The organism is Bifidobacterium callitrichos DSM 23973, from assembly GCF_000741175.1.
Lineage (GTDB): Bacteria > Actinomycetota > Actinomycetes > Actinomycetales > Bifidobacteriaceae > Bifidobacterium > Bifidobacterium callitrichos.
The window spans coordinates 143,546-164,375 of the sequence record NZ_JGYS01000003.1; the positions used below are offsets into that span (position 1 = coordinate 143,546).

The 20,830-nt window shown below is 63.7% G+C and carries 20 protein-coding genes, 2 tRNA genes, 1 pseudogene and 1 riboswitch; of the genes and pseudogenes, 14 read left to right on the forward strand and 9 right to left on the reverse strand.

The features are described from left to right. Positions 1 to 123 precede the first annotated feature (123 nt). Both rpmE and BCAL_RS02445 read right to left on the reverse strand, forming a co-directional pair. The gene (gene rpmE, locus BCAL_RS02440) at positions 124 to 336 is read right to left on the reverse strand and encodes a 50S ribosomal protein L31 (RefSeq protein ID WP_043164901.1); all 213 of its coding nucleotides are present in this window, start codon (positions 334 to 336) and stop codon (positions 124 to 126) included. Positions 337 to 481: 145 nt separating this feature from the next. Continuing rightward, positions 482 to 555, reverse strand: a tRNA-Ile gene (locus tag BCAL_RS02445). A gap of 388 nt (positions 556 to 943) precedes the next feature. Here BCAL_RS02445 and BCAL_RS02450 point away from each other — a divergent pair. Beyond that, positions 944 to 1,369, forward strand: coding sequence for a hypothetical protein (locus tag BCAL_RS02450; protein ID WP_043164900.1), 426 nt, complete (start codon positions 944 to 946; stop codon positions 1,367 to 1,369). Between the two features lie 138 nt (positions 1,370 to 1,507). On the opposite strand, the gene BCAL_RS02455 is transcribed toward BCAL_RS02450, so the two are convergent. Then, positions 1,508 to 2,200: a hypothetical protein gene (locus BCAL_RS02455; RefSeq protein WP_043164899.1), complete on the reverse strand. Its 693-nt coding sequence runs from the start codon at positions 2,198 to 2,200 to the stop codon at positions 1,508 to 1,510. A 366-nt stretch (positions 2,201 to 2,566) separates the two neighbouring features. Between BCAL_RS02455 and BCAL_RS02460 the strand changes: the two genes are divergently transcribed. From BCAL_RS02460 to BCAL_RS12090, 4 genes and pseudogenes are all read left to right on the forward strand, one after another. Further along, positions 2,567 to 3,076: a hypothetical protein gene (locus BCAL_RS02460; protein WP_043164898.1), complete on the forward strand. Its 510-nt coding sequence runs from the start codon at positions 2,567 to 2,569 to the stop codon at positions 3,074 to 3,076. A gap of 250 nt (positions 3,077 to 3,326) precedes the next feature. Beyond that, positions 3,327 to 4,277 (forward strand): ROK family glucokinase, encoded by a 951-nt coding sequence (locus BCAL_RS02465; RefSeq protein WP_043164897.1) that lies wholly within the window; start codon positions 3,327 to 3,329, stop codon positions 4,275 to 4,277. Positions 4,278 to 4,374: 97 nt separating this feature from the next. Next, positions 4,375 to 5,121: pseudogene (locus BCAL_RS14040) on the forward strand (glycosyltransferase); the annotation flags it as partial. Between the two features lie 14 nt (positions 5,122 to 5,135). Further along, complete coding sequence (locus tag BCAL_RS12090; RefSeq protein ID WP_162178537.1) at positions 5,136 to 5,735, forward strand: glycosyltransferase; 600 nt, start codon at positions 5,136 to 5,138, stop codon at positions 5,733 to 5,735. A gap of 61 nt (positions 5,736 to 5,796) precedes the next feature. Here the strand turns inward: BCAL_RS12090 and BCAL_RS02475 are convergent. The 4 genes from BCAL_RS02475 to BCAL_RS02490 all read right to left on the reverse strand — a co-directional run bounded on the left by BCAL_RS02475 (position 5,797) and on the right by BCAL_RS02490 (position 8,755). Then, positions 5,797 to 5,873, reverse strand: a tRNA-Asp gene (locus BCAL_RS02475). A 137-nt stretch (positions 5,874 to 6,010) separates the two neighbouring features. After that, positions 6,011 to 6,850, reverse strand: coding sequence for an ABC transporter permease subunit (locus tag BCAL_RS02480; RefSeq protein WP_043164896.1), 840 nt, complete (start codon positions 6,848 to 6,850; stop codon positions 6,011 to 6,013). A gap of 112 nt (positions 6,851 to 6,962) precedes the next feature. After that, positions 6,963 to 7,826 (reverse strand): ABC transporter permease subunit, encoded by an 864-nt coding sequence (locus BCAL_RS02485; RefSeq protein WP_081887202.1) that lies wholly within the window; start codon positions 7,824 to 7,826, stop codon positions 6,963 to 6,965. Next, the gene (locus BCAL_RS02490) at positions 7,823 to 8,755 is read right to left on the reverse strand and encodes an ABC transporter ATP-binding protein (protein ID WP_052119041.1); all 933 of its coding nucleotides are present in this window, start codon (positions 8,753 to 8,755) and stop codon (positions 7,823 to 7,825) included. The genes BCAL_RS02485 and BCAL_RS02490 overlap by 4 nt, the downstream gene beginning before the upstream one ends. Before the next feature lie 171 nt (positions 8,756 to 8,926). Here BCAL_RS02490 and BCAL_RS02495 point away from each other — a divergent pair, with 171 nt between their 5' ends. The 3 genes from BCAL_RS02495 to BCAL_RS02505 all read left to right on the forward strand — a co-directional run bounded on the left by BCAL_RS02495 (position 8,927) and on the right by BCAL_RS02505 (position 11,270). After that, positions 8,927 to 10,162 (forward strand): MDR family MFS transporter, encoded by a 1,236-nt coding sequence (locus BCAL_RS02495; RefSeq protein WP_052119040.1) that lies wholly within the window; start codon positions 8,927 to 8,929, stop codon positions 10,160 to 10,162. A 127-nt stretch (positions 10,163 to 10,289) separates the two neighbouring features. Next, positions 10,290 to 10,691, forward strand: a complete 402-nt coding sequence (locus BCAL_RS12095) for a helix-turn-helix domain-containing protein (RefSeq protein WP_052119039.1) — start codon at positions 10,290 to 10,292, stop codon at positions 10,689 to 10,691. A 21-nt stretch (positions 10,692 to 10,712) separates the two neighbouring features. Beyond that, positions 10,713 to 11,270, forward strand: coding sequence for a PIN domain-containing protein (locus BCAL_RS02505; protein WP_043164894.1), 558 nt, complete (start codon positions 10,713 to 10,715; stop codon positions 11,268 to 11,270). Between the two features lie 78 nt (positions 11,271 to 11,348). Here the strand turns inward: BCAL_RS02505 and BCAL_RS02510 are convergent, their stop codons facing one another. Beyond that, a complete protein-coding gene (locus BCAL_RS02510; protein ID WP_052119038.1) occupies positions 11,349 to 12,257 on the reverse strand; it encodes a DUF1684 domain-containing protein in 909 nt (302 codons plus the stop codon). A 227-nt stretch (positions 12,258 to 12,484) separates the two neighbouring features. Further along, a riboswitch (FMN riboswitch) is annotated at positions 12,485 to 12,611 on the forward strand. A 188-nt stretch (positions 12,612 to 12,799) separates the two neighbouring features. Here BCAL_RS02510 and ribD point away from each other — a divergent pair. The 4 genes from ribD to ribH are packed head-to-tail and all read left to right on the forward strand — an operon-like array spanning position 12,800 to position 16,447. After that, positions 12,800 to 13,915: a bifunctional diaminohydroxyphosphoribosylaminopyrimidine deaminase/5-amino-6-(5-phosphoribosylamino)uracil reductase RibD gene (ribD, locus tag BCAL_RS02515; protein ID WP_043164893.1), complete on the forward strand. Its 1,116-nt coding sequence runs from the start codon at positions 12,800 to 12,802 to the stop codon at positions 13,913 to 13,915. Continuing rightward, positions 13,896 to 14,570 carry a riboflavin synthase gene (locus BCAL_RS02520; RefSeq protein WP_043164892.1) on the forward strand — a complete coding sequence of 225 codons (675 nt, stop codon included), beginning with the start codon at positions 13,896 to 13,898 and terminating at the stop codon, positions 14,568 to 14,570. The genes ribD and BCAL_RS02520 overlap by 20 nt, the downstream gene beginning before the upstream one ends. 37 nt (positions 14,571 to 14,607) lie before the next feature. Continuing rightward, positions 14,608 to 15,939 carry a bifunctional 3,4-dihydroxy-2-butanone-4-phosphate synthase/GTP cyclohydrolase II gene (locus tag BCAL_RS02525; RefSeq protein WP_052119052.1) on the forward strand — a complete coding sequence of 444 codons (1,332 nt, stop codon included), beginning with the start codon at positions 14,608 to 14,610 and terminating at the stop codon, positions 15,937 to 15,939. A 1-nt stretch (position 15,940) separates the two neighbouring features. Then, entirely contained in the window at positions 15,941 to 16,447 is a 507-nt protein-coding gene (gene ribH / locus BCAL_RS02530) for a 6,7-dimethyl-8-ribityllumazine synthase (RefSeq protein ID WP_043164891.1), read from the forward strand. A 190-nt stretch (positions 16,448 to 16,637) separates the two neighbouring features. On the opposite strand, the gene BCAL_RS02535 is transcribed toward ribH, so the two are convergent. Beyond that, positions 16,638 to 17,078 (reverse strand): hypothetical protein, encoded by a 441-nt coding sequence (locus BCAL_RS02535; protein ID WP_043164890.1) that lies wholly within the window; start codon positions 17,076 to 17,078, stop codon positions 16,638 to 16,640. 902 nt (positions 17,079 to 17,980) lie between these two features. On the opposite strand from BCAL_RS02535, the gene ettA reads away from it, so the two are divergent. Both ettA and BCAL_RS02545 read left to right on the forward strand, forming a co-directional pair. Beyond that, positions 17,981 to 19,657: an energy-dependent translational throttle protein EttA gene (ettA, locus tag BCAL_RS02540; protein ID WP_043164889.1), complete on the forward strand. Its 1,677-nt coding sequence runs from the start codon at positions 17,981 to 17,983 to the stop codon at positions 19,655 to 19,657. A 268-nt stretch (positions 19,658 to 19,925) separates the two neighbouring features. Further along, positions 19,926 to 20,828: an acyl-CoA thioesterase gene (locus tag BCAL_RS02545; protein ID WP_043164888.1), complete on the forward strand. Its 903-nt coding sequence runs from the start codon at positions 19,926 to 19,928 to the stop codon at positions 20,826 to 20,828. The last annotated feature ends 2 nt before the right edge of the window (positions 20,829 to 20,830 follow it).

Genomic DNA, 20,830 nt, shown 5'->3' on the forward strand with positions numbered 1-20,830 from the left:
TGATTGTCGTTTCGGGTCGCATCCCGCCGCGGATGACGGCGGATGCGGAGAAGATATGAAAAAGCCAGCCCCGGCCGGTTCGCGCGGATGCGCGCCGGACCTGATGGGCTGGCGTGAAGTATGCTACTTGGTCCTCTTGCCGTAGCGCTTCTCGAAGCGGGCGACGCGGCCGCCGGTGTCGAGAATCTTCTGCTTGCCGGTGTAGAACGGGTGGCACTTCGAGCACACGTCAACCGTCATGTGGTCACCGTTGTAGGTGGAACGGGTGACGAAGGTGTTGCCGCACGAGCACAGGACCTCGACGGCATGGTAATCGGGATGAATACCCTGCTTCATAATGTCTCCTAAGGAATTCAGGTGACCCGGGTCGCCATGCCCCTCTGGCTGGCGTGAACCGGAACCTACGGAATATTAGACGAATGCACCGACAACACGCCGGCGAAGTGACCATGACGCCTGCATGGCGCCCCGGACAGCACGGTGCCCCCGCTGGGACTTGAACCCAGGACCCACACCTTATAAGGGTGCTGCTCTAACCGACTGAGCTACGGGGGCGGACGCACATATTCTACCGAGGGCCGGGACGGAGAAACACGGCAGGCGCCCGAACGCCACGGCATCACGACACGCCGGACCGGCATATCAGATCGCACACAAATGTTCGTTTCAAGCTCAAAACTATCAATCTCACTGTTCATTTGAGCGGGAATATGAACAGAAACTCAACCCGGCGAACAATACCGACCAAACTGGTTACCTAAGGGTTAACGAGACAGAAAATCGCACCACTTCACCAATTTGAAACACTTCGCAGTGCTATTCTTAGGTTTCGGACGTTCACCTGAACGCCTGTTGCAGTCAATCGAAAACGTCATAGACGTGCATAACGCGCTATCAGAAACGAACATATTAATTGTTCGATTTCTCGTAGGAAGGGAACATCATGGCAGAGGACAACAAGAAGGTCATCACCGTCAACTTCGACATGTTCGACAAGACCCCGGAGGAGAAGACCGCCGAGGCCAACAAGGTCGCCAAGTCGTTCGGCATCAGCGACGAGGCGATCGCCGAGGTCGAGGACTACAAGGCCAAGCTCACCCGCTACGACGCCTGGGATCTGCCGTTCATGGGCTACGTGAACGACGACGGCTACGGCTACGCCTACGTGCCGGATGCGGCCATCGTTCGCGAGCCCTACTGGGACGCCCACAAGGCCTTCCTCGCGCTGCCGGAGGACGTGCAGACCGCGTTCGCGATCCGCATGCTGTTCACTCACCGTCCGGTCGACCGCTACGGCGCCAGCATGTTCCTGCACTACCAGCGCGGCTTCCAGGTGAACTTCGTGGGTGAGGGCGCCAACAAGTACTGATCGGCACCATTCCACGAAACGCATATGAAGGGCGATGCATCCGCACTCGCCTGATAGACGGAGGGCTTCGCGGTCGACGTTGACCGCGAAGCCCTCACTGTCCTCCATGGAGCGGACGCGCTCGACCCGATGACGGGGTCACCAGCGCATGTCCTTCAGATCAAGCTTCAGATGTGGGTCGCACCCGAACAGCAGCCGCACCAGATCGATGAACTTCGGGTCCCATGTCCGCAGGCACGAGGCCAAGTGCAGGCGGAATCGCGCGGAATCGGGCTTTCGGGCCTGAAACAGCGGATCGCCGACCATGCGCCACGCGCCACGCACGCGGGCGATGCGCACCACCACGGCGCCGCCCCTGGCACCGTCGAACGCCGCGGCCGTCGCGAAGTCGCGTACGCCGTATATGCCGCCGTTGATCACGTCCTCCAGCACGATCCGCGATTCGGCGGCGTTCGCCTCCCGCACCCAGAACCATGAGGCGAAGTTCGTCCGCGACGTCTCGCACAGCTCCGCGTAGCCGCGCTCCCCCACGGTCTCGTTCTCGTCACGCGCATAGGCGGAGGCCACCGCGAACGGCGTCAGACCCAGCTGATCGAGGTGATAGTCGAAGGTGAACCACTGGTCGAACGCGTCCTCCATCCTCTGATGGAACTCCTCGCTGCGCGTGCGGAACGGATTGAGGTTCACCTGGATGAAGAACTCGCGTCTCGCGTCATCATAGGATTCCGGATCGGCCCGTCGGAACATGCTCGCCACATGGAACGCGGGGATGGAGGCGGGGGCTCCCCAATCGTCGCGCTCGCACATCGTCGTCGTCTCGCTCATCGTCATGATCGTTTCCTTCCTCTGTGAAGGCTTGTGGGAGAACGCCATCGTTCTCCTCGTGCATGCCACATTAGGAGGTATCCGACAGAGGGACAAACGTCGGCACGAAACCTGTGGATACGGTGGACGACGCGGTGGATAACCCGAATGCCAGTCAATCACCCGCCGGCCGCCGCCATGCGCCCAGCATGCGTACACATATATGGAATTGTTATCAAACCGTTAGCGTTAACCACATTGCGGAATGTACCATGTGGTTGATCATCCTACGGACTCGAATCACCTACGGCAATACAGCCGCAAGGCACGACCGAAGACACGAGTTGGGGTATATCGGCAACAGACATCGGAGCATCGAAAGGGCGGCAGACAATGACGTTCACCAAGGAGCAGATCACGTATCTCGAATCGCTTCCGGCGGTCGAGCACGCGACCGCGACCCGCATCACCTACACCGACGCATTCAAGACGCAGTGTCTGGAACGCTACATTCAGGGCGACAGCCCGACAGGCCTGTTCCGAGAGGCGGGACTCGATCCCAAGATCGTCGGATACAAGCGCATCGAACGCAGCTTCGCCCGCTGGCGCGACCTTCACGATGTGCCGGCGTACCCGCGCACGCCCGGTCTTGATGGCCGCGGTCTCGACGGCCGCGGCGGGATGCGCCCGATCCGCACCGACGCGAACACGAACACGGACACGATCGATGCGATGGACGCGATGAACGCCATGGATATCCTGGACGCCACGCAGTACACCTCGACGAATGCGTCCGAAGCGACAGCTCCGGATCCGCGCGACCTGCTCATCGCCCGACAGCTGCATCGCATCGACGAGCTCGAGCGCGAACTGGCGGAGCTGCTCCACATCAAGGCCGCGTGACCGTCAGGCAATAACATCGAACGGACCCGCTAAGTGGCAACGTTTGCAATGTAAACGTACACAAATCAGCACCGCTTTCCCCTGCTGATCCCCGTCGATCAAGCCATTTCCATAGGTGAACGGCAGGTGACATTTGACGCAAATCATGCGTCAGCACCGGCGAAACATGCCGAAAGGGCGTTCGCAATCACCCGGTATCACTACACTTTCACAAGTGAAACAGCCTAATGGAGCAATCAAAGGAGAAGCGATGACCACGTTGGCAATCGATATCGGAGGAACGAAGATCGCCGCGGCCGTGTGCGACGCAAACGATAGCATCATCCAGCGCTGGAGGGTTCCCACCCCGATGGACGCCGATGCCATCAACCAGCACATCGCCGACATCTACCATCAGGCCGTCGCCTCGGGCCACGACGACATCGAGGCCATCGGCATCTCGGCGGCCGGCAACGTCGGAGCGGATCGCAAGACCATCACGATCGCCGCGAACATCCCCGCGTGGATCAACTACGATCTGTCCGAGCACGTCGGAGCGCTCATCGACCACGCCGTGCCGGTCATCGTCGAGAACGACGCCAACTGCGCCGGCTGGGGCGAATACGTGCACGGCGCCGGCCAAGGCAGCCGCAACATGGTGGCGCTGACCGTCGGCACCGGACTCGGCGGCGCGATCGTCATCGACGGACGCCTGTACCGAGGTTCCTTCGGCATGGCCGCCGAGCTCGGCCACCTGCCCATGGTGCCGGACGGCGACACCTGCGGCTGCGGCCTGCGCGGCTGCGCCGAACGCTACACGTCCGGCAGCGCGCTGGAGCACTTCGCGAAGTCGGCCGTGCGCCGCCGCCCGCAGGACGCCAAGCGCCTGCTGGAGCTGTGCGGAGGCGACGTCAACAAGCTGGAGGGGCCGATGGTCTCCCAGGCGGCGCAGGAGGGCGACGTGCTCGGCCTGTACGCGTTCGGCAAGATCGGCGAGTGGCTTGGTCGTACGATGGCCGCCGTCTCCGCAGTGCTGGACCCGGACCTGTTCGTCATCGGCGGCGGCGTGGTGGCCGTCGGCGACATCCTGCTCGACCCGGCCCGCTACAACTACGCGCGATTCCTTGAAGGCAGCGCCTACCGCGGCCATGCCAAGATCGTCGCGGCGACCGCCGGCCAGGACGCCGGTCTGATCGGTGCGGCGAACCTCGCCCTGCACTGATCGCACGCGACCGATCCCACGCAACCGATCATGGAATCCGTCCCGCTACGTACCGGATTACGTAGCGGGACGGACCACCACATGAACAGACCGCAACATGGGCGTGAACACCGTCGTTCCACCCGCACGCAGAGGCGATACGGCTTTTAGACTGGGGTTCGTGACCGTCATAGACACCGCACCGCATCCGTTATCGAGCATTCAGCCTCCTACGCACCAGACCGCGTACGAGGAACGCAAGCTTTCGGTACTCGTCGTCAGCGAATCGTCGCTGGAACAGACCAATGGTGTCTCCGGAAGCGTGAAGCACATTCTCGACCGCTTCTGCGAACGCGGGTTCGACGCCCACGTCATCAGCCCTCAGCCCGCTCCCGACGACGGCGAATACGACGGCTTCAACGTGGACACGACCCCGTCATGGCCGATTCAGAACTTCAACGTGGCCGTACCGACGAAGACGTCGGTGATACGTCTCATCAAGGAACTGCCCCGTCCGGACGTCATCCACGTGGCCGCGCCGATATCGAAGCTCGGGCATGCGGCGCTGATCGCCGGCGAGGAGATGGGCGTGCCGACGGTGGCGATCTACCAGACCGACGTGGCCCAGTACGCTCGGCGGTTCGTCCGCGAGGCGCTGGACGGCGTCGTCGACGGCGTCATACCGAAGCACACCGGGTGGCTGCGCAAGGTCAGCAAGGCCTCGGGCGAAAGCGCCGAGCAAATCGTGGGCGCACGCATCGCCCAGATGCACAACATGGCGACGCTGACGCTCGCCCCCACGACGCAGGCCGCCGAACGGCTCGAATCGTTCGGCGTCGCCCCGGACCTCATCCGGCAGTGGGGCCGCGGCGTCGATTCGTGGCTGTTCAATCCTCGGCGGCGGGAACGCGCGAGGTGCGTCAGCTGCACGACAAGTGGAGCGGCGGCACGGCCCTGCCGGTCATCGGATACGTCGGCCGGCTCGCCCCGGAGAAGCAGGTCGAGCGCCTTGCGGCGCTGGACGGGCTCGGCATGCGCCTGGTCATCGTGGGCGGAGGACCTTGCGAGGAGGAGCTGCAGGAGCTTCTGCCGCACGCGGTGTTCACCGGCATGCTGCACGGCGATGAACTGGCCGACGCGTACGCCGCGCTGGACGTGTTTGTGCATACGGGAGCCGAGGAGACGTTCGGGCAGACCATTCAGGAGGCGATGGCCAGCGGCTTGCCGGTCGTGGCTCCGGCCGCCGGCGGACCGCTCGATCTCGTGTCGGACGGCAGGACCGGTCTGCTGTTCAATCCCGACGACGAGGAGGATCTGCGCTCGTGCGTGGAGCGTCTGATCGAGGATCCCACGCTGCGCGAGACCATGGGATTCAATGGACTTGCGGCCGTCAAGAGCCGCACGTGGCCCGCGTTGGTCGATCAGCTCATCGGCTACTATCGACTCGCCGCCGAACTGCAGATGGCGCACGCGGCATGATCCGCTGCTAATCCGAACCGAATACGAAAACGGGCTTCCGAATCATTCGGAAGCCCGTTGCTGGCGACCCCGGCCGGACTTGAACCGGTGACCTCCGCCGTGACAGGGCGGCGCTCTAACCAACTGAGCTACGGGGCCGTGTGTTTCTCACTCTCGCGAGGCACGAGTGGATATATTACACGTTTTCCCGCGATCGCAAAACTCGGCGTGTCGCACTGGAATCCGCGCTTCACTTCTGCCCGCAAGTCCAGCGCATCGACCAGCACGATCCACGATCAGCGCACGGCCAGATCGCGCGTGGCGAACAGACGGTACGCGGCCGCAAACCCGACCACGACGATCAGCACCGCCAATACGGCGAACGGCACGGGCATCCGTCCGTCGATCACCTCACGCGGTGTGGCATAGCGGAACGGGGAGAGCACCCGCGCCACGACCGACGCGTCATGATCGGAGAACATGTCGAAGACGACGCCGGCACCATAGGCCACGACCACCGATGCGTTGCCGATGGACGCCCCCTGCTCCGGGCGCGGGCACGCCGCGGACGCGCAGGCCCCGATTGCGCCGAAGACCAGCATCATGACGAACAGCCAGACGGAGAACCGCCAGATCACCGTGGCGGCCGTAACGTCATTGAGCCCGGGCACATCGCCCAGCAGTCGCAGGCACAGCAACGACGAGACGCAGTTGACGGCGACGAACGCGATCGCATCCGCCAACGCCGCCACGAGTTTCGCGCTCAGAATCGTGGTGCGCGAGACGGGCCGCACGAACAGGAACTCGTAGGTGCCATCCGTCATCTCGCGCGACACCGCGTTGCGGGCGAGCGCGACCGCGTAGACGGCCGCCATGATGCCGGTGTAGAACTCGATCACCGCGTAGTATCCGGCGAACGTGGACATGTCGAGGTCGGAGATGCCCATGACGGCGAGCGCGACCTTCGGGAAGGCATCGGTGAGTTTGCGCACGGCGTCGGCGTCACCGCCGGCGATACCCTCGAACTTCATCACGCCGGCGATGTTGAACAGGATGATCACCACGCTCCAGATCAGCCAGACCTTCACGTTGGCCTTCAGTTCGCGCGAGATCATGGCGAACAGCGTCTTCATCATGACGCCCTCCCCTCCTCTTCCCATGGTCATCGAACGCGATCGACCGGTCCGCAGCGCAGCCACTGCCTGCCGTCGATGACGATGCGGTTATGGTCAATGCGAATGTGGTCGTTCATGCTCGCGGATCCTCCTTCGTTGGCAGCGAACCGAACCCGGCGGATACGTACATGATGGCGCCGGCGACCAGACAGACGAGAACCATCACGGCGAACAGAGCCACATAGCCCGCCTCGTAACGTCCGTGGTCGAGCGCTTCGGACACGTTGAACCAGGTGAACGGGGCGACGATGCGGTACTTGTCCTCGCCGGTCATCTCGGGCAGGGAGACGAGCATGAATCCGAGTATGCCGAATGCGGTCGCGATGCCGGACACGCTGCGGATGCGCCTTAGAAGTACCGCCGTCAGCGCTCCGATGGCGAGGAACAGCAGCCCCACGCCGAACAGTGACGAGGCGGCGAGCAGTAGGCGCGGCAGGGCGATGGACGTCGCGGTGGGGTCGTCGCCGAACCGGGTGTAGGTCAGCGCCACCGAGGCGAGGAATGCCAGTCCGGCGACGATGACGAGCGTGAGCCCGGCCGCGAGCTTGGCCAGATAGATGGCGATTCGCGATATCGGCATGACGAAAAGGAAGTCGGCGTCCTTGGCTCGCTTCTCACGGCCGAAGATCGCCAATCCCCATGCGCAGGCCATGATCGCCATGGTCAGCATGAGGTAGAGCGAGCTGAACCGGTAGAAGCCTCCGAAGGAGAATACGTCGTCGTTGACGCCGAACAGTGCGGCGAACTGCGGAGGGAATCCGTCGATCACCTGTTCAACGCTCGATTTGGAGTCGCGGTAGATCGGATAGGCACCGGCCAGCAGCAGGATGGTGACGATGAGGAGAGTCGCCACGCCGATGAGGAGCGAACGAAGCTGGGACTTCAGCTCGAAGGCGTAGACGTGCAGTGCGGGCGCGCCTACCATGGGCGCACTCATCGGACCGGCTCCGACTGGTAGTAATGCATGAACACTTCCTCCAACGTCGGCTCGGCGATCTCCACATCCGTAAGCCTCATGCCGGCGAGCGCCGCGATGAGCGCGTTGCAGTCGCCCTCGTAGAGGAACGTGGCGGTATTCCCTTCCTCGTCTTCCCCTCCCGCTTTCAGCGACCTGACGCCGGGCGTGGATTCGAGCGCGTGCACCGCGGACGCGCAATCGTTTTCCAGTGCGAGCGTCACGCGCTTGACCGCGGACCGGCGCATGTCGGCCACGCTGCGGACCGCGACGATGTGCCCTTCGCGGATGATGGCGACGCGGTCGCAGATGCGCTGCACCTCGGAGAGGATGTGCGAGGAGAACAGGACGGTGGCGCCGCGGGCGTTCTCCTCGCGGATGAGGTCGAAGAACGCACGCTGGACGAGCGGATCAAGGCCGCTGGTCGGTTCGTCGAGGATGATGAGCCTCGGCGAGTGCATGAGTCCCTGCACGATGCCGACCTTCTTGCGGTTGCCGAGCGACATGTCCTCGACCTTCTGGTCGAGGTTCAGCCCGAGCCGTTTGGACAGCTCGCGGATGCGCGCCGTGCAGTCCGTGCGGTAGAAGCCGGCCGCGTAGGCGAGCAGGTCGCGGGCGCGCATGCCGTCGTAGTAGAACACCTCGCTGGGCAGGTATCCCACCTGCTCGAGGATGCGCGTGCGGTCCTTCTCGCAGTCGAGGCCGAGGATGGACGCCTCGCCGCCCGTCTTGCGGATCAGGCCGAGCAATGTGCGGATCGTCGTCGACTTGCCCGCCCCGTTCGGTCCGATGAAGCCGAAGATCTCGCCCTGACGCACGTTAAGGTTCACGTCCTCGATGCCCCGCGCCCTGCCGTATCGCTTGGTCAGGTGCCGTGTGAGGATCGCCGGAACGTCATTCGTTGTGGTCATTGTCCCTCCTCGAGATGCCGTCGACTTCTCCTGCGATACAGGATAGGGGCACGCCGCTGACCTGTCATGCCTTCCTTACGGAATCCTTATGGCGTTCATATCGCGTGCGCAAAACAACGTCCCTCGGACGCGATGAGCCTACAATGTCATGCGGTTCAACCTCACGGGTTCATGCTCACCAACGGCATCATGATCCCGATCACCGCGTTCCTCATCGAGACCTTCACCACGCGCCAGCTGTTCGGCTACGCGATGGGCATGTTCTTCGCCGGATCGCTGGCCTGCGCGCTGGCGCCGAGCTTCGCGCTGCTGATGGCCGGACGCATCCTGCAGGCGTGCGGCGCGGGCGTGCTGATGACGCTCCTGCAGACCGTGCTGTTCCGCGTCTACCCGCCCGAACGCCGCGGCCAGGCGATGGGCATGTTCGGCATGGTCATCGCATTCGCCCCCGCGCTCGGCCCCACCATCTCCGGCCTGCTGGTCGAATGGCTCAGCTGGCGCTGGATGTTCGCAATCCTCGTCGTGATCGCCGGATGCGTGCTGATCGCCGCATGGTTCATCGTGTACAACGTGGGCGAGCCGACGCGGCCGCATATCGACGTACTGTCCGTGGTGCTCTCCACACTCGGCTTCGGCGGCGTGCTATTCGGTTTCTCCGACGCAGGCAAGGCCGGATGGGCCAGCGCGACGGTATTGGTTTCGCTTGCAGTCGGCGTCGTGGGACTGACGCTGCTCATCGTCCGCCAGCTCAGGCTCGAGCAGCCGATGCTCGACTTCCGCATCTTCGCGATCCCGATGTTCTCACTGTGCCTGACCGTGTCGGTGATCGGCTTCGCCTCATTCATCGGCATCGAGAACGTGCTGCCACTGTACCTGCAGAACGATCTCGGCGTCAACGCGCTCGAATCGGGTCTGATCATGATGCCCGGCGGCATCGTGATGGGCCTGCTCAACCCTGTCGCCGGCCGCCTGTACGACCGCATCGGGGGCCGGCCGATCGCCCTGATCGGGTTCTCGCTGCTCACCGTGGCCGCGGTGCTGCTCGCCACGATGAACGAACACACGCCAGTCTGGCAGCCCGCGCTCTACTTCACGGTGCTGCTGGCCGGCTCCGCGTTCAGCTCGATGCCGCTGGTCACCGCCGCGCTGAATCAATTGCCCGGCCAGCGCATCCCCCACGGCACCGCGATGAACAACACGATGCGCCAGACCTCCGGCGCGATGGCCATCGCCCTGCTCATCACGATCATGAACACACACGCCGCGAGCGCCGCCGCGGACGGCATGGACGAGGCCGCCGCCTCCGCCTTCGGCATGCGCGCCTCGTTCCGCGACGTGGCGATCGTGTGCGCGGTCTGCCTGATCGCATCCTTCTTCATCCGCGACCGAGGCCGCCGGGCCAAGTAGCGGTTCCCGACTTGCATCAGCGGGGATCGATCAGTTCACGACCGACAACATGTCCGATTTGTCCGATATTAGCGATATGTCCAGTAATGGGTACAATCAGAGAAAGCGTCATCGGAAAGGAACTGCCATGAGCACATTCGAGGCAATCCCCATTTCACAGATCAGCGAAGGTTCCGCGTACATCACCTCAGGCGACGGCAAGGCGATCCCGCTGGACGCAGAGGAGCTGCGCCGAGCGTTCGACGCGATCGTGCACGGCGGCGGCGCGGATCTCATCACCACGGGCGAAGCCGCGCAGATCCTCGGCGTCTCCCCGAAGACGGTCGCGCGCATCCTCGACTCCGGCGAGATCCCATTCACCAGATACGGCTCGAGAGGCAACCGCATGGTCTCCCGGGCGAAGGTCGTCGCCTACCGCGATACATCCGAAGCCCACGGACGTCAGGCACTCGAGGACATGCGGGAGGCCGCCAGCCAAGGCGGATTGGACGACGTCGATTACACCGCCTACCTGTCCCGTTTCAACTGAGACAGGGCAAGGGAAACCCCTATGGTCATCGCCTTCCTCGATGCGAACATCTTCCCCCACACATGGTTGACGGACGTATTGCCCACGTTCGCCGACCATCATCTGTTCGACCCCCAGTTCTCCGACGATGTGCTCGAAGAGGCCCGATGCGCGTTCGTGGACGATCTGGGATATGACCCGATATGGGTGGATCGCTATCTCACCGCCATCCGGGACATCAAACCGTACTACCTCGTCCCCTCCAAACCGGAATTGGCCGGCGAAGTCGTACTGCCTGACCCCGATGACCGTCATGTGGCGGCTGCAGCCCATAACGGCGACGCCGATGTAATCGTCACCTTCAACCTCAAGGACTTCCCGGCAAACCAACTTGCCAAAATCGGACTGGCCGCACGACACCCCGATACGTTCCTGGTCTCCCTGGCCGAATCCCAACCGGAACAGGCGGTCAAGGCCATGCAGGAACTGGTATCGTCCAAGAAACATCCGCCGCGCACCATGCGTGAAGAGCTGGAGCGGCTCGAAGCCTCCGGCATGCCCGAGTTTTCCCGCACAATGTGTGGATTGCTTCACTTGTAAGCTCCGACAATCTACGTCTCGCTGTTCCCGTTCGGGGCCTCTCAGCGGACGGCCCCGAACGAACAACGAATAGGTTGCTCAGTGGCGTTCTCCGGCGATGACGGGAACGGTCACGGTGTTCTCGGCCGGGGCCAGCGGGCAGGTGCAGTAGGGCGAGAACGCGCACGGCGGGTTGAAGGCGCGGTTGAAGTCAAGCAACACGTCCGACGCGCCGCCGTCGGTTCCGTCAGTATCCGCGGCCACCGTCGCGTTGAGGAACCGGCCGCTGCCGTAGGTGGTGTCGCCGTTAGTGGGATCACGGAAGATGATGAACAGCTCGCGGGCGCCGTCCTTCACGCCGCCGTCGAACGCGATGAGGCTCTGCGGAACGCCCTGCGCCTCGAAGCGCACCACGCCGATGGCCTCAAGCGTGCTCGTCAGCCATTCGACGCGGGTGCTTACCACCGTGTCCTGCGACTCGCCGTACGGCTCGAACCGACCCTCGATCCGCCACGCCGGATCGAAGTCATAGACCGGGATGCCCGTGAAATCACGGCGGAACGGCGATTCGGGGTCCCGCACGCGGATGCCGAACCGGCCGCCGCGCTCGATCACCGCAGCGCGGATCTGCCCGGCTTCGACGTACGATCCGTTCGCGGTGGCGTCGCTCGGCACGCGCACTGGGCCGGTGATCGGGGTGCGATCGCCCTTGGCATCCACCAGCGTCAGCGCGGCGGACTGGTCGCCAGCACTGTCGGCACCCCTGCCGCTTTCCCCGGACGGCTGCGGCGTGAACATGACCTCGCCATCCTGTAACAGCCATTCGCCATCGATGCCCGGAATGACGGCCCTGAATCCGCCGAGCGCCTGCAGCCAGTACAGTCCGGTCTGGGACAGCCATCCGTACGGCGCACACAGCCCCTCCTCACGCTGGCGCCGCCATGCCTGCCAGTCGGCACGTTCGATGGATTCGTCGTGCTGCGTGATCGTCGTGGGATCGGTCATCATATGCTCCTTTTCGATGTTTCGATGTGTCGGAGCCCGGCTCCCGTCGCCGACCCCTCCTGTCCACGACCATACCTGCTGAGATTATGCCGACGGCGAGCGCCGCGCCGGCGAACCGTTATATCACGGCGAATCGCCATACCACGGGACGACGCCCAGCCATTCCATATTCCGAGACAACCTCGGTCCGAAAGACGGTCACCTGTATAGTCGTGCCCTGATAAATCAATATGCATCTTCAGGGCAGGGTGAAATTCCCGATCGGCGGTACAGTCCGCTAGCCTCGCGAGCGATCGCGCGGCCGAACCGGTGAGATTCCGGTACCGACAGTCATAGTCTGGATGGAAGAAGTTTGCGGAAGACATGCGGATGTCGGCCGACGTTCGCGCGTACTCTCATGATCGATGCCCTGGAATCCAATGGATTTCAGGGTTTTTGCGTTTCCGGAGGGACGCGCGGGCGGCTTGCGGCGGACAGGCGAGCCCATGTCCTCCCCCATGAAACACACCCCTGGACATGCCCTATCGAGCAAGGAAAGGGGATTCATGGACGATAGGGACTTCATGTCCGTGGCACTGCGTCACGCACGACTCGGAGCGGGCAGGGTCAACCCGAATCCGATGGTGGGCGCCGTCATCGTACGCGATGGCGAGATCATCGCCACCGGTCATCATGACCATTTCGGCGGCTGGCATGCCGAGCGCGCCGCGCTTGAGGCCGCGAAACAGGCGGGCGTCGACGTTCGCGGCGCCACCATCTACGTCACGTTGGAGCCCTGCTGCCACACCGGCAAGCAGCCGCCGTGTTCCAAGGCGCTCATCGATGCGGGACTGGCCCGCGTGGTGGTCGGCTCTCCCGATCCGAATCCACTGGTGGCCGGCAAGGGAGTGCGTCAGCTGCGCGACGCCGGCATCGAGGTCGTCGAGGGCGTATTGCGGGACGAATGCGACCGGCTTAACGAGATCTTCCTGCATTTCATCACCACGCGCACGCCGTTCGTCATGCTCAAATACGCGATGACGCTGGACGGCCGCATCGCCACCTCCACGGGGCTGTCGCGTTGGATCACCGGCGAGGATGCGCGCCGCCGCGTGCACGAGGATCGCGGCAGATTCGCCTCGATCATGGTGGGCGTGGGCACCGTGCTGGCGGACGATCCGCAGCTCACCTGCCGTATCGACGGCGGTCACGATCCGGTGCGCGTGGTGTGCGACACCCATTTGCGCACGCCGATCGACGCGGCGATCGTCGCCACCGCGAGCGAGACGCCGACGATCATCGCCACGGCGGTCGACGACGAGCAACGCACGCTCCCCTACCGTGAGGCCGGATGCGAGATCCTTCGCGTGGACGCTGACGATGACGGCCACGTGAGCGTCGCCGGGATCGTGAAGGCGCTTGGCGATCGTGGTCTGGACAGCGTGATGATCGAAGGCGGCGGAACGCTGGCGTGGTCGGCGCTGCGGGATCATGTGGTATCCAAGGTGAGCGCCTACGTCGCGCCGAAGCTGTTCGGCGGACGGAACGCCCCCGGCCCGGTGGGCGGCGAGGGAGTCGAGGCTCCCGATGACGCCTTCCGCATCATCGACCGCACCGTCGCCACGGTGGGCAGCGACATCGTCATCGAGGGAGGTGTCGAGTATGTTCACGGGAATCGTTGAGGATCTGGGCACGGTCGTGCGATTGGCTCGCGGCGCCGATTTCGCCCATCTGACCGTCGACTCGCCGGTGGCGGTGACCGACCGGACGGTCATCGGCGAAAGCATCGCCGTCAACGGCGTATGTCTGACCGTGACGGCCGTACATGGCACGACGTTCACCGCGGACGTAATGCACGAGACGCTGCGCCGCTCCTCCCTCGGAACCTTACGGCGCGGCGACCATGTCGACGTGGAACGCGCGATGCCCGCCGATGGCCGCTTCTCCGGGCACATCGTCTCCGGACACATCGACGGCACCGGCGTGGTCGAGTCGATCACGCCCGACGGCATCGCGAAGGTCTATACGATCCGCGCGCCGTACGAGCTCATGCGATTCATCGCCGAGAAGGGGTCGATCGCCGTCGAGGGCATCAGTCTGACGGTGACGACCGTCACGGAGACCGCGTTCGGCGTCTCCCTCATCCCGCACACCGCCTCGCACACGGTGCTTGCCGAACGCGGAGTCGGCGACATCGTCAATCTCGAAACCGATCCGATCGCGAAATACGTCGACCGACTGCTCGCACTGCCGTCGCACGGCGGCGACGCCAACAGGGGAGGTTCCGGCGGATCCGGGGCGATCACCGAGAACTTCCTCATCGAGCACGGCTTCTGACATGCACACGGACCTCTTCACGGACAAAGGACACAATATGACTTCACTGAACACCGATCACACGAACACCGATCAGGCGGTGGCACGCGCGATCCGCGACATCCGAGCGGGACGCATCGTCGTCGTGGCGGACGACGAGGGGCGCGAGAACGAGGGCGACCTCATCTGCGCCGCCCGTTACGCCACGCCGAGCAACATCGCCTTCATGGCCTCGCACGGCCGAGGACTCATCTGCACGCCGATGAGCGCCGAGCTGGCCGACCGCCTCGAACTACCGCCGATGGTCGCCACGAACACCGACAACCATCACACGGCGTTCACCGTGTCCATCGACCACGTGACCGCGTCCACCGGCATCAGCGCGCGCGACCGTTCGCTGACCGCACTGGCCTGCATCGACCCGAATACGCGGCCGGAGGACTTCCGCCGTCCCGGTCACGTGTTCCCGCTGGTGGCGCGCGAAGGCGGCGTGCTGGAACGCAACGGACACACCGAGGCGACCGTCGATCTGGCTCGACTGGCCGGATTCGAGCCGTGCGGCCTGTGCTGCGAGATGATGAAGGAGGACGGCACGATGATGCGACGCGGCGATCTCGAACGGTTCGCCGCCGAGCACGATCTCGCGTACATCACGATCGCCCAGCTGCAGGAGTACCGGCGCACGCACGCCTTCCCGCATACGGTGCGACGCGTCGCACAGGTGGATCTGCCCACCGACTACGGACGGTTCACGATGGTCGGCTACGAATCCGAGAACGGCGGCGAGCACGTGGCGCTGGTGATGGGCGACGACATCCTCGCCGCGATGGCCGGCGCGGAAGGCGTCTCCGGCGCATCCGATACGGCGGCGGCGATCCCGCCCGTATTGTGCCGCATCCACTCGCAGTGCATGACCGGCGACGTGTTCGGATCTCAGCGCTGCGACTGCGGTCCGCAGCTGCACGAGGCGATGCGCCGCGTGGCCGACGTCGGCCGCGGCGTGATCCTCTACTTAAGTCAGGAGGGCCGCGGCATCGGGCTTCTCAACAAGCTGCGCACCTACGAGCTGCAGGAGCAGGGCTTCGACACGCTCGACGCGAACCTGAAGCTCGGCTTCCCCGCCGACGCGCGCGAATACGACACGGCGGCGGCCATGCTGCGCGATCTCGGCATCGCATCGGTCGACCTGATGACGAACAACCCGGACAAGATCGACCAGCTGGAGCGTGCCGGCGTCGCCGTCGCATCCCGCGTGCCGATCGTCATCCCGCCGAACGCATACGACGCGAACTACCTGTCCACCAAGCAACGGCGCATGGGACACCTGCTGGGCGTCCCCGCAACCGCAACCACCACAATCACCACTACAACAATCACCAAGGAGAACTGACATGACCGTATTCGAAGGCCAGCTGGTCGCGAACACCACCACTCTCACCGGAAGCGCAGCGAACGCGCCGATCCGCATCGGCATCGTCGTCGCCCGCTTCAACGAGTTCGTCACCTCGAAGCTATTGTCCGGCGCACAGGACGGTCTGCGCCGTCACGGCGTGGCCGACGAGAACGTCGACGTGGCGTGGGTGCCCGGCTCGTTCGAGATTCCGATCGCGGCCAAGCGCATGGTGTCCACCGGCCGCTACGACGCGGTGATCTGCCTCGGCGCGATCATCCGCGGATCCACCTCCCACTACGATCTCGTGTGCAACGAGACCGCGAAGGGCATCGCGCAGGTGTCGCTGAACTCCGACGTGCCGGTGCTCTTCGGCGTGATCACCACCGAGAACATCGAACAGGCCATCGAACGCGCCGGCACCAAGGCCGGCAACAAGGGCTTCGACTGCGCGCTCGGCGCCATCGAAATGATCAACGTGCTGCGCGCCATCGGCGCCGGCGAGTGACCGGCATAGCCGATGTAACCGACATAGACGTACGCCCATGACCGACCCCGATGGTGGCCCCGGTCATGGGCGTACGTTCGTCCGGGTGTTCCCTCATCTTTTCCGGGCGAACGTACGTTGACGAGCCCTCACTATACGTTCGTCCGGAAAAGATGGAGGAATACCCGGACGAACGTACGGTGAGTGCTCGTCAACGTACGTTCGCCCGGATACGCCCGCGAAACACCCGGACGAACGTACGGTTCACCGTCCATAGCACGGTGCCGTACACGAGTCCGACCCCGGTTACCACCACAAGCCAGATGACGCCGGCCATTCCGGTGAAATCCGTATGCCACCACCATCCCGTCAGGACGGCAAGTGACACACCCGCCACGGCGAACATCACCTCGTTACGACGGAACGTCGGTTGTGCCAATAGCATGTCCGCCAACAGCCGACGCACGTATAGAAACTGAGCGACCATCAATACCCCGACCAGCACGACAAGCTTCCAAAACCCCGGTGGCACGGGACGATCAGATCCCAAAGCAAAGACGACCACCCATCCGAGGAAGCACACCACGCTCTCCGCCCCGGAGATGACCACCGTCCTCCGCTTCGACGGTTCCACCTGTCCGATCGGTTTCATGCATCACTCCCAATTTCGCCAGTATTGTTTCCGCTTCCCGCTCCGGTTACTCGTCACTCCATCGTATCGCCGCCCTGAGCTTCGTAATAGCGCACCAACGGCAGGAACAGCTCGTCCACGACGGCGACGATGTCGGATTCCGGGAGCGGCCGCATGTCGCGGATGATGGCGGCCGGCCCAGATCGCCTGACATGTCCATCAGGCTCTCCGGTAGCTCACCGGCGATTTCGCCACGTTCACGCGCGCTGTCGATGGCCATCGCGATGCTCGGCCGCTCGCTCAGCGCCGTGCGTCTGTACAGCTCGTGACTGTCGATGCCGTGGCGGTGATCTCACACAAACACAACCCACACGACTGACAATGGCGGCCATCTTCACTCCGATTGTCCGTCCAGGCGCGGCATGGTGCCAAACGATCACATGATGACGTCAACGATGGTTGACGCACTCCCCCGTCGCCGCTTCGCCATTACCCTACATCGACTGGATTCTCTTTGGGCGAGCTCTTGTATTGTTCCAAAGACAACCCCGACTATGGGCGTACGTCCGTCCGGGTATTCCTCCATCTCTTCCGGATAAACGTACGGTAGGTATCTGTTAACGTACGTTTGCCCGGATACAACCACAAAAACACCCGGGCAAACGTACGGCACCCCGCCGCCGACAGTCACACCCCCGCCATTCCAGCCCTTCCGTTACCATGGTGGGCGGTGGTTTGGCATGGAATCGACCGCTATGCGGACACGCGCCGCATGGACGCGGACGACAAGGCGAGATGACAGCAACGCAACCGACGGACAGCGACCGTCGAATCCGCATGCGTCAATCCGTATTGTGTCAATCTGCATGCACGAACCGAAGAAACGGCGGAATTCCAACCTTTGTAAGGAGTAACTGCAACTCATGGCAGAATTCGTATTCCAAATGATCAAGGCGCGCAAGGCCTTCGGCGACCGCGTCATCCTCGATGACGTGACGCTGAGCTTCCTGCCGGGCGCGAAGATCGGCGTGGTGGGCCCCAACGGCATGGGCAAGTCCACGCTCCTGAAGATCATGGCCGGCATCGAGCATGTCTCCAACGGCGAGGCCACGCTCACCCCCGGCTACACGGTCGGCATCCTGCAGCAGGAGCCGCCATTGGACGACACCAAGACCGTCGGCGAGAACATCAAGATGGCGTTCGGCCCGATCGCGGAGAAGGTCGCCCGCTTCAACCAGATCGGCGAGGAGATGGCCAACCCGGACGCCGACTTCGACTCCCTGATGGAGGAGATGGGCAAGCTCCAGACCGAGATCGACGCCGCCAACGGCTGGGATCTCGACTCCCAGCTCGATCAGGCGATGGACGCCCTGCAGTGCCCGGATCCGGACACCCCGGTCTCCGTGTGCTCCGGTGGCGAGCGCCGCCGCGTGGCCCTGTGCAAGCTCCTGCTCGAGGCCCCGGACCTGCTGCTGCTCGACGAGCCCACCAACCACCTCGACGCCGAGTCGATCCTGTGGCTGGAGCAGTTCCTGCACCAGTACAAGGGCGCCGTCATCGCCGTCACCCACGATCGTTACTTCATGGACAACGTGGCCGAATGGATCTGCGAGGTCGACCGCGGCCACCTGTACCCGTACAAGGGCAACTACTCCACGTATCTGGAGACCAAGGCCAAGCGTATGGAAATCCAGGGCGCCAAGGACGCGAAGCTCGCCAAGCGCCTGAAGGACGAGCTCGACTGGGTGCGTTCCTCGCCGAAGGCCCGTCAGGCCAAGAACAAGGCCCGTCTGGAGAGGTACGACCAGATGGAGGCCGAGGCCCGCAACAACAAGAAGCTCGACTTCTCCGAGATCCAGATCCCGGCCGGCCCGCGTCTGGGCTCGCTGGTGCTCGAGGCCAACCACATTCACAAGGCGTTCGGCGACCGCGTGCTCATCGACGACCTGTCCTTCACGCTGCCGCGCAACGGCATCGTCGGCGTGATCGGTCCGAACGGCGTCGGCAAGTCCACGCTGTTCAAGACGATCGTCGGCTTGGAGCCGCTGACGTCCGGCGAGCTCAAGATCGGCGACACCGTCAAGATCAGCTACGTCGACCAGAATCGTGAGGGCCTCGACCCGAACAAGAACCTGTGGGAGGCGGTCTCCGGCGGTCTCGACTTCATCGAGGTGGCCGGCGTCGAGGTGCCGACCCGCGCCTACGTGGCGAGCTTCGGCTTCAAGGGCTCCGACCAGCAGAAGCTCACCGGCGTGCTCTCCGGCGGCGAGCGCAACCGTCTGAACCTGGCGCTGACCCTGAAGCAGGGCGGCAACCTGCTGCTGCTCGACGAGCCCACGAATGATCTCGACGTCGAGACGCTCGAGAGCCTCGAGAACGCGCTGCTCGGCTTCCCGGGCTGCGCCGTGGTGATCTCCCACGACCGTTGGTTCCTTGACCGCGTCGCCACGCACATCCTCGCGTGGGAGGGCGATGACGAGAACCCGGCCAAGTGGTACTGGTTCGAGGGCAACTTCCAGGCGTATCAGGAGAACCGCGTCGCCCGCCTCGGCGAGGATGCGGCCCGCCCGCACCGCCTGCACAGGAAGCTGACGCGCTAGTACATGCATACCGGCTTTCTCTCCCCCAGTCAGCTTCGCTGACAGCCCCCTCGTCAGAGGGGGCCGGGATTATCGGGCCTTTCTCCGCCGCGGATAACCGCCGACGGCCGGAGGAAGGCCTTTTACCATATCCGCGTTACCATTGCGCGATAACCCGATGTTCACGTTGCACATACGCTCGTAACAATCGCCTCCGGCACGGGTAACGCCCCGTCGCTACAGTATGAGCAAACGACAGTGAACCGAGCAAGTACATCAGGGGGAGAACATGACCGATGACACCACTACGCCATTGGAACATCTGGTGAAGGTGCTGAAGCTGGGCAAACCCTCAGGGTATCGCAATCATACGTACATCAACGGCGAAAGCCTGTACTTCCCCACCGGTCGCGTCTATGGCGGCCAGGTCATCGCGCAGTCGCTGATGGCCGCGGCCAAGACGGTTCCGGAGAATCGTCTGCCGCATTCGATCCACGGCTATTTCGTCGCTCCGGGAGATATCCGTCAGGATCTGCTGTTCGACGTCGAGAAGCTGCGCGACGGCCGGTCCTTCTCCGCCCGCCGCGTCAATGTGACGCAGGCCGAGGGTTCGATTCTCACGGCGATCGCATCATTCCAAGTCGAAGGTCAGACCGGTGTGGAGTTCGCCGATCCGATGCCGACCGATCTGCCCGACCCGGAGTCACTCACCAGCGCGAAGGAGCTGATGGAGCCGTACGCGGGCAAGTCGCCATTCGCGAACTACTACGTGAAGAAGTCGCCGTTCGATATCCGCCATATCACGCGCACGATCATGCTGGGACCGGACGAGGAGTCGGCGGCGGCCGATTCCGGCAAGCAGATGGTGTGGATGAAGGCCGATGGCGAGGTCGACGTGCCGCAGCTCATGCACCGTGCGATGCTGGCGCTCGGCTGCGATCAGGTGATGATGGAGCCGGTGCTGCGCCGAGCCGGCCTGTCGATCTCGACGCCCGGCATCTCCTACGCGTCGATCGACCATTCGATGTGGTGGTACCGCGACGTGGACATCAACCAGTGGCATCTGTATGTGCAGGATACGCCGACCGCCGCGCACGGCCGAGGACTGGGATTGGCGAAGGTGTATTCGCGTGACGGCGAGCTGGTCGCGGCGATCGCGCAGGAGGCGATGATCAGAGTGCCGCGCGACTGATT